Origin of the sequence: Chamaesiphon sp. (assembly GCF_041738855.1) — a bacterium.
GTDB lineage: Bacteria > Cyanobacteriota > Cyanobacteriia > Cyanobacteriales > Chamaesiphonaceae > Chamaesiphon.
The window spans coordinates 20911-30508 of record NZ_JBGSPA010000218.1 but is presented as its reverse complement, the minus strand read 5'-3'; the positions used below and the strand labels follow the sequence as shown (position 1 = coordinate 30508).

Sequence of the window (9598 nt, the reverse complement as noted above, 5' to 3'; positions counted from 1 at the left end):
ATTTAAATCAATGTTTTTTCAACTATTAATGATATTGATGGTGGATTTTAATGTGCCAAAAATTGAAAAAATTCTGCTGTTAGCCTAAAAGTGTTGAAATGCCTGAGTTTGAGGAGACAAAACTTCATCGAACTCAGGTGTTAAGGCTATTGGCTCCGCTCTGGCTCCGCACTCGATTGAAATCGGTGCTCATAATGCAAAGTCCGCCTTCGCGGACTAAGATTCAGTCCGCGAAGGCGGACTTTGCATTATGAGCCGAGACTTTAGTCTCCAGGCTCCTCTTCACCCGTTGGCGTAGCCTCTCCGACAGGAGATACTGACGTTAGTTACTCGAAATGTTGAGATCGATCGAGATTTTGGTAGACATATTCGTCTGTGGATCGCCAGGACTCATCTGCACCGTAGTCTGACTATCTGTCGTAGTTGCTGACTTGCCAGACACAGGTAATAACGAATTAAACAGCATCACCGCCTCACCTTCACCACTAGATATCAGCGAATTTAGTTTCGCTTTGATGTCCTTCTCCGCACCTGCTGGCAGCGGGAGATCTTGGGGCGGACTCGATTGAGCGACGGTAGTTTTAATCGTCATCCCAGTGGCATCGATCTTGACGACTTCATAAGTCACAGACTGATTGAGTTGGATGCCACCAATATTGAGCGCGTTCTGTTTCTGCCATTTGGCACCCACTCCCAGCATTTCATCTGGAAACTGAGTAGACAGTTGCTCGATCGATCGCTCGAATTGACTCAAAGTCTGCTCTAGAGCTGGATCGATGTTCTTGGGGAGGATTAAATTTTTGCTCCGAATTTGTCCGGTACTGCTGGTAACAAGATCCATTTTGATGCCCTGGATACCTTTGAGGCTCTTCTGGATGGCAGCTAGCATTGCTGGTGGTGTATCGCGATCGGCGATCGCCCGCACGTCACTATATGTAAAACTACAATGGATATCACCGGAGGGGTCTACCTGTGTGACGATCGCATCGATCTTCAGTACCATTTTGGGAATGGGTGTTTTGGGCAGCGGTGTCTCCCCCATCGTCATCTGCATCGACATCCCCATCGTCAGGGTCATGGTTTGCCTACTATTGGCGACTGGTCGAAATCTCAGTTCGCGGCGAGGTTCCACTCCAGCGTCGATTACTTCGAGTTTGGCAGGTATAGATGTGGCTGCTGGCGGCTCGACGGTGGGGGTGCTCTGGGCGATAGCAGGCATTAATGGAGCCGCGACTCCCCACATGCCACTGACTAAAATACTGGCAATTAGAGCTTTTTTCATCTTGGGTTAGTCTGGATATCTCTATTTACTTCAATACTCATGAGTCTAAATCCGGCAAAATCTACTTGATTTCCAATCTTCACACTAATTAAATGAGCATCTCTGTCCGATTGTCGATCGCCGCATAAGAATAGCAGCAGAATCTGACTGTTTTTACTGCCGAGGCGATCGCGATGATGTGAAGTACATTGGTGAATGTATTGTTTTTGAATAACTCGGCGCGATATTTTTCAGACCAGACAAATTTAGTAAGTAATTAAATATTATGGCTTATAATAACTTTTCATTTCTCAAGCTTGAAAATCAGGAGCTAACGATCGATCTCAATGAGTATCAAGTTACCCCAGTCGAGCGTATTCTTGGTATTCTCCGATGGATGGTAAGTGACAACCAAAACTAATAATTTATGCAAACGTAAACGTGCCTGAAACCCTTTTGGTTGAAGGTGCCCAACCTATAAAATTTGTCAAGCACTCCATCCACCATTCACCATTCACCATCCACCGTCTAATTTATCAGTGAGAAGTTGTAATTTTCTAACGCATTGCACCTGTAAATAATGTGTCGGTGAGATTGGCTCGATCGAGCATTGTCTTACGCAAATTGGTATAGCTGAGATCGGCACCTGTGAGATCGGCACCTGTAAAGTCGGCACCTGCTAGATCCGCCCCGCGCAGGTTGGTATGGTGGAGGATTGCCCCCGTGAAGCTTGTTTTGGTAAGATTTGCCCAGGAGAGATCGGCATCTGTCAGATCTGCTCGATCGAAAGTAGCTAACACCCCATAAATACGCACTAAATGCGAGGATCGCATTCGCGCTTGGGTGAAATTGGCGCGGTAGAGATGTGCCGCACCCAATTCGGCTTCAGTCAAGATTGCCTGACTCAGATTGGCATGAGCGAGATTGGTATGGGCGAGATCTGTATAGCAGAGAGTGGCACGATGTAAGTCGATGCGATCGAGATCGGCACCGCGCAATCTCGCCGAGGTAAGATCGATCGCGATCGCCTGTAGTGATGCGAGATCGGCATCCCGTAGATCGGTATGGCTGAGATTACTACCCATGAGGTTGGCATCTGCTAGCTGCACGCGCCGCAAGTCTGCGCCTGTGAAACTAGCGGTGATGGCTTCGATCGATCGCAAGTCGGCATTTACTAGATCTGCACCATCTAGCAGTGCATTCGTGAGATTTGCGCCCCTCATATTGGCTGCTACCAGCTTAGTATTAGTCAAATTCGATCGCCGCAGATTGGCATCGTGTAGATCCGCTCCCCGCAGATTCAGATCGATTAATTTAGCATCGCTCAAATCTGGTACTTCACTCTGATGCGATCGCCACTCCAGCCATGCTACTGCACCGCGCCGCAACATCTCATCCGCATTCACGCCCATTTCCTACTCCTGCTTGCCCCGTTCGGGAAATGGACGCCCGGGTAAACTCGCTAGTGAGTCGAGAATGCCCGCCTCAGCCGCTTTGATATCCCGTTCCTCTCCACCTAGATACAACCGCCCAAAGACGCCTACAGCCGAAATTTGGAGGATATTGATCGTTGCTGCCTTCTCTGCTTCATTAGCCGCGATCGCGGCATAGGCGGCTGGCTCTACTTCCAAAACATATAATGTCTGCCCTTCGAGGATCATATTTCCCCGCCGACTGCGGTTGATCATCTGGGTATGGTGGGCGGTGATATTCCGAATGATCCGACTGGAAATCACGCGCGGCTTGAGACAATCCGACTGACGTACGCCCAAATACGCCAAAATTGCCCGTCCGGCGGCATGGACATCCCCCTGACTACTAGCATGGATTTCCATCAATCCATACAATCGCTCGATGATCTGCACGCCTGGTTTTACCTGTGCGGACTTGAGCGCGACATCCATCATCTGGTTGATCTCGACACCAGGCGAAACTTCGATCCACAATGAGGAATCCGATGGCAATGGCAAAAATCCCTGAGCCTCTGTACCCAGATATGCAGCATGTTGGCGTTGCAGGCGATCGATAAAAACGTAGCTACGGAGGTCGATTCCCAAGAATTTTGTTAAATTTGTCCAGCCCTACCAGTATACCGTAGGTAGTGACTCGGCACTAGCCCCAAGCTGTTGCCACAATCTCGGTGGGATTGGCGATCGAGCATTCGGGTACGAAGCTCCCAAGAGTGTAAATCGCTGTCAACTATCAACTGTCAACTATTTATCCCTCTTCCTCCTTGCGTTCCAATCGCGCAACTCTCCGATTGAGTCGGCGATGTTTGCGGTCGTTATCCGCTACCTTTCGCTCGGTTTCGGCCAGATCGTAATTCAGATCGTCAAGGTAATTGCGGAATGAATTAAAACCATCGCGGATTGCGATTACTACCGTACCTTCAATACTATCGACTCGCTGGCGCAAGGAACCAATATCTTCACGCGTAGCATTCATATTCTGCTTCATTGCAGTCATATCTTGCTTGACAGCAGTCATATCTTGCTGTGTCACTATCATATTTGCCTGGATCAGTTCCCGTAATTCACCGAGCTGTGCTTCTATGCGATCGAATCTTTCTGCTGACATATTTACTACTACTCTCCACTGCTTGAATTATACCAAGCCATCAGTGCTAGCTGATGAATCTCTCGCCAAGGTAGCTGCTGTGCTTGGGCGATCGCCGCGCAGTCTTCATACTCAGGTTGCACATTGACGATCGCGTCATTACCCAGGAGATTATTACGGGCAACTTTGACTCGGACTGTGCCATATTTAGTCACGACAGATTGCATTTCCCTGGGTAGGATCGATCGCGTTTGGTGACTGCGACGAATACCTAATGTACTGGTTTCTGTAAAGATAATTTGCTCACAATCGAGCGATCGCTCTACCGGACAAATAACTGTGAGTAATATCCCCGATCGCGATTTTTTCATCCCAATTGGTTGTGTGAAGACATCGACTGCTCCCGCCCCAAATAAGCGATCGAATATATACCCGATCGCTTGGGGATTAAGATCGTCAACTTGGGTGGTTAATACTTCGATCGTTTCTAGATATTCGGGACGCACAGGAGAGGAGATCGATGAGGTTGTCTCAGTGCCCAACCACAGACGTAAAATATTGGGAATTGGTAACTCGATCGTCCCTGCACCCAAGCCGATCTGTTGGAGCTGCATCGCTGGCGGTGAGCCAAATTCAGTCGCTAAAGTCACCGCGATCGCCGCCCCTGTGGGTGTGACTAGTTCACGATCGATCCCATTGCTATATACTGGCACCTGTCGCGTCGCAAATAATTTGAGGACTGCGGGGACGGGTATGGGCAAGATCCCATGCGCCGCGCGCACTGTACCGCCACCCGTGGGTAAAGGCGAACAGTAAATTTTGGTAATATCCAGATAATCCAAGCCCAAACACGTCCCGACGATATCGACAATCGCATCAACAGCCCCGACTTCATGAAAATGGACCTCAGATGGGTCAATACCGTGGACTGCACCCTCGGCGATCGCCAGTTGCCGGAAAATGGCCAAACTCCACTGTGTCGCTCTGACGGGCAGATTTGCCGCAGTTATCAGCTTTTCGATTTGGGGGAGGTTGCGTTGGGGAGTATCGTAATGATGGTGATGATGGTGGGCTGATGTGTCTACATTGTCGGGCGAATCATGAGAGTGTGCATGTGCGTGACTATGACTGTGTATGTGGCTGTGGCTATGCTCATGTGCCGCAGGTGCATGAATATTGGCTGGACGATCGTGACTGTGTGCCTGGGGCTGGAGATCGGCTGTGTCAATGCTTGGTGGCTGGTGGGCGTCGTGTCCTGAATGTGCCTTTGCAGGTACCCCAAGTGGCTCTGGATGCGAATGAGCGCGATCGATCGAGGAATGAATCGCAGTGAGATCGACATGTACTTTAGTAGCAATTTGCCCATTGTGATACACTTTTGCTGCCCAGAGCTGGTACTCAGCACCAATACCCAAGCGATCGAGTTGTGCTCTCAAATAGTCAATGGGTACACCAGCATCTACCAATGCACCTAAGCACATATCACCAGCGATTCCAGTTTGGCATTCAAAGTAGGCGATGTTGCTCATGCGATAATTAGAAATTAGGTTGCTGACTTAACGATTAATTGCGAGTAGTCTCGATTGCAGAGATATCGACCAATAATTTAATTATCTAATTGTTTGGCGAGTAATTGCTACGCAGAGGTGCTTTCACGTTGACGGATACCTGGGCCAACGCATTACGCTGAAGATCGATCGCTATTGACTCTCAACGCTGTCAACTATCAACTGTCAACTGATCTAAACATGGCAAGTATTTACGAAATTCATCCTCAAACACCGCAAATCCGCAAGATTGATGAGATTGTAGCGGCATTGAGCAAAGGTGCGGTGATGCTCTACCCGACCGATACAGTGTATGCGATCGGTTGCGATCTCAAATCAAAGGTAGGAGTCGATCGCGTCCGTCAGATCAAGCGGCTGTCCAATGATAAACCGTTGACTTTTTTGTGTCAGTCGCTTTCCAATATTGCTGAATATGCCAACGTCTCCGATCCGGCTTATCGGTTGATGAAACACCTGATTCCTGGTACTTACACCTTTATTTTACCAGCGACTAAGCTCGTACCTAAGCTCGTCCAAGACCCCAAGCGCAAAACCACTGGGATCAGAGTACCCAAGCATCCTCTGTGCCAAATCTTGCTAGAAAACTTGGGCAATCCAGTGATTTCGGCATCCGCACACATTCAAGACGAAGATGGCGATGACGTGGTAGTAGAGAAAGCGAGATTATTCGATCGACTGGACAAGTTGGTTGATATTATTATCGATGATGGTTCTGAACCAGGAATGAAAGGCTCGACAATTCTCGATATGACAATCAACCCACCTGAAGTGATTCGGGAGGGTCTGGGCTGGTCAGAGGCGGCAGCATGGCTTTAGGAAGGCTTTAGGTGTTAGGTGTTAGGCTTTAGGGCTGGAAAATTGATGTTTTCTGTATTGACCGATACTCGATCCTTAATTCCGATTTAATTCCGCTCTAACATCTAAAGCCTAAAACCTCTATCCCCTAAAACCTAAAGCCTAACACCTAACGTGGACAGCGCAACAGCCGATAGCGAACGCCTCTGACGGTCTGGTAGCGACCAGTGGGACGACATCTAGTCGCGCCAGAGCACTTCAAGACAGCCCGACCACCGACAAATTTGCCCGTGGGACGACAGGCGGCATCAGCCGCTGGCGCGAAGATGGCAAGATTGAGGGAGCACAATAGCCCGAGTGTGATGCTCAGAGCGATCGCCAGTTGACAGGATAGTTGATTTTTCATCGGATTTCGATCGTGAGGGTTTTGGTAATCTTCAGCCGCAACGGTCGATATTCCAGACGTGGAATTGGGTTTTAGGCTTTAGAGTGGCAAAGGCTTGTGGCACCTACAATTGTCGATCGGGTATTTCGATCGACTCGCACAGATCGTCTCGCTCCTAGACAGGTCAACAAAGGCGGACGCAAATCGCTGTCTTGATTTGCCCCCACCCGCACCCGAGTTAATTCTCATTGGTTAGGAATGAGGCTTGACTTGCGGCGGCTGGGGTTGAGGATGATTTGGGTTGGGATTGACCAGGAAAATCTGGAGTCGATCTGGTGCTATTTTGTAGCTATTTTCCTGCATCATCTTGGTCTGTGATTCGGGGGCAAAAGAACGACTGAAGTTATATTTAACTTTCTCAGTTCTCACTTTGGTATTTTGCAACTCAGTCGTGAGATGTTGTAATTTGTGCCATTGCGACCAACTATAACCGATCGAGTTGACCAAAGTTATCGCACCGAAAATCGATAAAGTTGAATAAGTCACTAGTTTGGTGACTACTTCCAATCCCTGACGACGATGGGCGTAGGTTGGATTAATTTTGACCCGAATCTTAGCTGCTGTTTTGGACTGCTGTGCGGGCGATCGATCTGGTGTAGCGGTGTGCGCTGCTGCTGGCTGTCCTAAGTGTGGCTGCGGTGAGATAGTGGTTTTCCGGCGGTGTGGATGCTGCTGTGGTGGCTCGAACGAAGGTAGTGCATTCATCAGACCTAGTGTACCCAAATAGAAATTTTATTCATTATACGACTTGTCACATCAATACTGTCAAAAATTTCGATTCTCATTCGTATAGCGTACCGGAGGTAATCGGGATCGATCGCTCAAACTAAAAAATCTGGGCAGAAGTAGTGCTAACTTACTCCCCAGATTGAAGCTCGGTGGGGATTACTAGTAACTAGTAATCCCGCTCGACTGCATATTTATTTATATAATTCAGTTGACAAACGCAATGCCAACAAACCAGGAATGAGCGCAACGGCTAAAGCGATGAAAACTTGAGTATCAGACATCAGAGATTTCTCCCAACACAGGTATGTTAACTGTTCACAGTTTGCGATCGTTTTGGGTCGGATTGGCAATACCGTAACAAAATGTAGAGAGTAGGCAGCGGGATCGATACTTCCTTCCCATCTAAACAATAGATGATGAGTTGCTTACCCCCATCCACCATTCACCATTCACCATTCACTATCGAGTAGTCTATTCTAGATAAATGTGAAATTTGAATGGGGTGCAGCTTGTTGAAGAGACATTGGCAGCAGATCGCGATCGGATCGGCGATCGTGAGTATTGTGACACCGAGTTGGGCATTACCAACTGCTAGTTCGATCGGCAGTGCCGGGATCGACGCCCTGCGATTGCATCAGCCGCCCTACAATCTCACTGGCAAAAAAATTGCGATCGGGCAAGTGGAAGTCGGACGCCCGAGTCAGTTTGGCTGGGATAAAGTGCCCCAACAGCCCAATATCAAGCTCGAACAAATCTTTTATCAAGATGGTAGTGCCAAAGCTAACAAGCATGTCGAACAACACGCGACGCTAGTAGCAGCGGTGATGATTAGTCGGGACAAACGCTTTCCTGGCGTCGCTCCTGATGCCCGACTGTATGCAAGTGCGGTCGGCATCCCCAAAGACTCTGGACAGCCGGAAGAATGCCGCTCAATCCAGCACATTGCTGCTCAGAATGGTGGAGATGTCCGAGCGATCAATTTGAGCTTTGGAGAGCCATTGGCACGCGATCCGCGTCCGCAAGCCAAGTTAGATGGCAATGCTTTGTTTACGCAGTGTCTGGACTGGTCAGCGCGAGTCCATAATGTGACATATTTAGTTGCTGGCAATCAGGGTAAGGGGGGGATTTCGATCCCGACTGACAACTATAACGGGATCAATGTCGCCTACTCCACTCTCAGACAGGGGATTTACCAGAAGTTGGACTTTGCCAATCTGAGTGAAATGCCGACGGGGACTGCCAAAAAGATCGCGGATCGAGAGGTAAATGTCGGCAATCGTCGATCGATCGGCTTGGTCGCACCAGGCGGCAATCTCCAGCTTTATAATCTGCTGGGCAAAGCGATCGTCGTCAATGGGACGAGTTTTGCGACGCCGCATGTGACGGGAACAGTGGCTCTGTTGCAGGAATTTGGAGATCGACAGTTGCGGACTAGACAACAGCTCCCTGAAGCCGTCCGCTCGCGCTGGAGTCTCGACGCGCGGCGGCATGAGGTGATGAAGGCGGTGCTGTTGAACTCTGCTGACAAGATTCAAGATACTGGCGATGGCTTGCGGCTAGGGATGACGCGGACACTACTTGCCAAGAATAACCGCGACTGGACGGAATCCGAACCAGATCGCGGCTCACAGGTACCGCTCGATTATCAATTGGGTGCGGGTCAACTTCATGCGTTCCGCGCTTATCAACAGTTTAGTTCCGGACAGTATCCACCACTAGTACCCGTCCCCGCGATCGGCTGGGATTATCGGACTGTGGCTGCTGGGGAGTACCGTGATTATCCGATCGATCGAGCATTGGCGGCGCAGAGTTGGGTCTCGATCTCGCTGACTTGGGATCGATTGGTAGAATTATCCGATCCCAATGGGAACGGACGATACGACAGCGGGGAAGTATTTCGCGATCGCGGTCTCAATCATCTCGATCTCTACTTGATGCGCGCGGATGAAGACCGGATCGATCGCAGTTTGTGGTCATCCACTAGCTCTGTCGATAGCGTCCAACATATTTTTCACCAAATTCGCGACCCTGGTAAGTACAAAATCCGCGTCCACTTTCGTCAAGCCGTCAATCTCCCTCAGCAAGCCTATGGACTAGCCTGGTGGACGGTAGAGGGGAAAAGTTGACAGTTGACAGTTGATGGTTGACAGCGTGGTGACTTTGTTTACTAGTAAGAATGGACACGACTCTAAAAATTTTCAGAAAGGGTTAATCTTACCTGATGAGCTGGCAAATCTCACCCTT

The 9598-nt window shown here is 49.1% G+C and carries 11 protein-coding genes; 3 read left to right on the top strand and 8 right to left on the bottom strand.

Annotated features, from left to right (window positions below):
* Positions 1–322: 322 nt before the first annotated feature.
* Positions 323–1282 (bottom strand): hypothetical protein, encoded by a 960-nt coding sequence (locus ACEW9I_RS24485; RefSeq protein ID WP_373542948.1) that lies wholly within the window; start codon positions 1280–1282, stop codon positions 323–325.
* A 265-nt stretch (positions 1283–1547) separates the two neighbouring features.
* Here ACEW9I_RS24485 and ACEW9I_RS24480 point away from each other — a divergent pair, with 265 nt between their 5' ends.
* Positions 1548–1682: a hypothetical protein gene (locus ACEW9I_RS24480; RefSeq protein ID WP_373542947.1), complete on the top strand. Its 135-nt coding sequence runs from the start codon at positions 1548–1550 to the stop codon at positions 1680–1682.
* 136 nt (positions 1683–1818) lie between these two features.
* On the opposite strand, the gene ACEW9I_RS24475 is transcribed toward ACEW9I_RS24480, so the two are convergent.
* The 4 genes from ACEW9I_RS24475 to larC form a co-directional block, all read right to left on the bottom strand.
* Complete coding sequence (locus ACEW9I_RS24475; RefSeq protein WP_373542946.1) at positions 1819–2673, bottom strand: pentapeptide repeat-containing protein; 855 nt, start codon at positions 2671–2673, stop codon at positions 1819–1821.
* 3 nt (positions 2674–2676) lie between these two features.
* Positions 2677–3318: a hypothetical protein gene (locus tag ACEW9I_RS24470; protein WP_373542945.1), complete on the bottom strand. Its 642-nt coding sequence runs from the start codon at positions 3316–3318 to the stop codon at positions 2677–2679.
* 160 nt (positions 3319–3478) lie between these two features.
* On the bottom strand, positions 3479–3838 hold the full coding sequence (locus tag ACEW9I_RS24465) for a hypothetical protein (RefSeq protein ID WP_373542944.1): 360 nt from the start codon (positions 3836–3838) through the stop codon (positions 3479–3481).
* Positions 3839–3846: 8 nt separating this feature from the next.
* Complete coding sequence (gene larC, locus ACEW9I_RS24460) at positions 3847–5346, bottom strand: nickel pincer cofactor biosynthesis protein LarC (protein ID WP_373542943.1); 1500 nt, start codon at positions 5344–5346, stop codon at positions 3847–3849.
* 219 nt (positions 5347–5565) lie between these two features.
* On the opposite strand from larC, the gene ACEW9I_RS24455 reads away from it, so the two are divergent.
* Positions 5566–6201: an L-threonylcarbamoyladenylate synthase gene (locus ACEW9I_RS24455; protein WP_373542942.1), complete on the top strand. Its 636-nt coding sequence runs from the start codon at positions 5566–5568 to the stop codon at positions 6199–6201.
* Positions 6202–6349: 148 nt separating this feature from the next.
* Here the strand turns inward: ACEW9I_RS24455 and ACEW9I_RS24450 are convergent, their stop codons facing one another.
* From ACEW9I_RS24450 to psaM, 3 genes are all read right to left on the bottom strand, one after another.
* Positions 6350–6586: a hypothetical protein gene (locus ACEW9I_RS24450; protein ID WP_373542941.1), complete on the bottom strand. Its 237-nt coding sequence runs from the start codon at positions 6584–6586 to the stop codon at positions 6350–6352.
* Positions 6587–6817: 231 nt separating this feature from the next.
* Positions 6818–7330, bottom strand: coding sequence for a hypothetical protein (locus ACEW9I_RS24445; RefSeq protein ID WP_373542940.1), 513 nt, complete (start codon positions 7328–7330; stop codon positions 6818–6820).
* 215 nt (positions 7331–7545) lie between these two features.
* Positions 7546–7635, bottom strand: a complete 90-nt coding sequence (psaM, locus tag ACEW9I_RS24440) for a photosystem I reaction center subunit XII (RefSeq protein ID WP_373542939.1) — start codon at positions 7633–7635, stop codon at positions 7546–7548.
* A 216-nt stretch (positions 7636–7851) separates the two neighbouring features.
* On the opposite strand from psaM, the gene ACEW9I_RS24435 reads away from it, so the two are divergent.
* Positions 7852–9480 (top strand): S8 family serine peptidase, encoded by a 1629-nt coding sequence (locus ACEW9I_RS24435; RefSeq protein ID WP_373542938.1) that lies wholly within the window; start codon positions 7852–7854, stop codon positions 9478–9480.
* Positions 9481–9598: the final 118 nt, after the last annotated feature.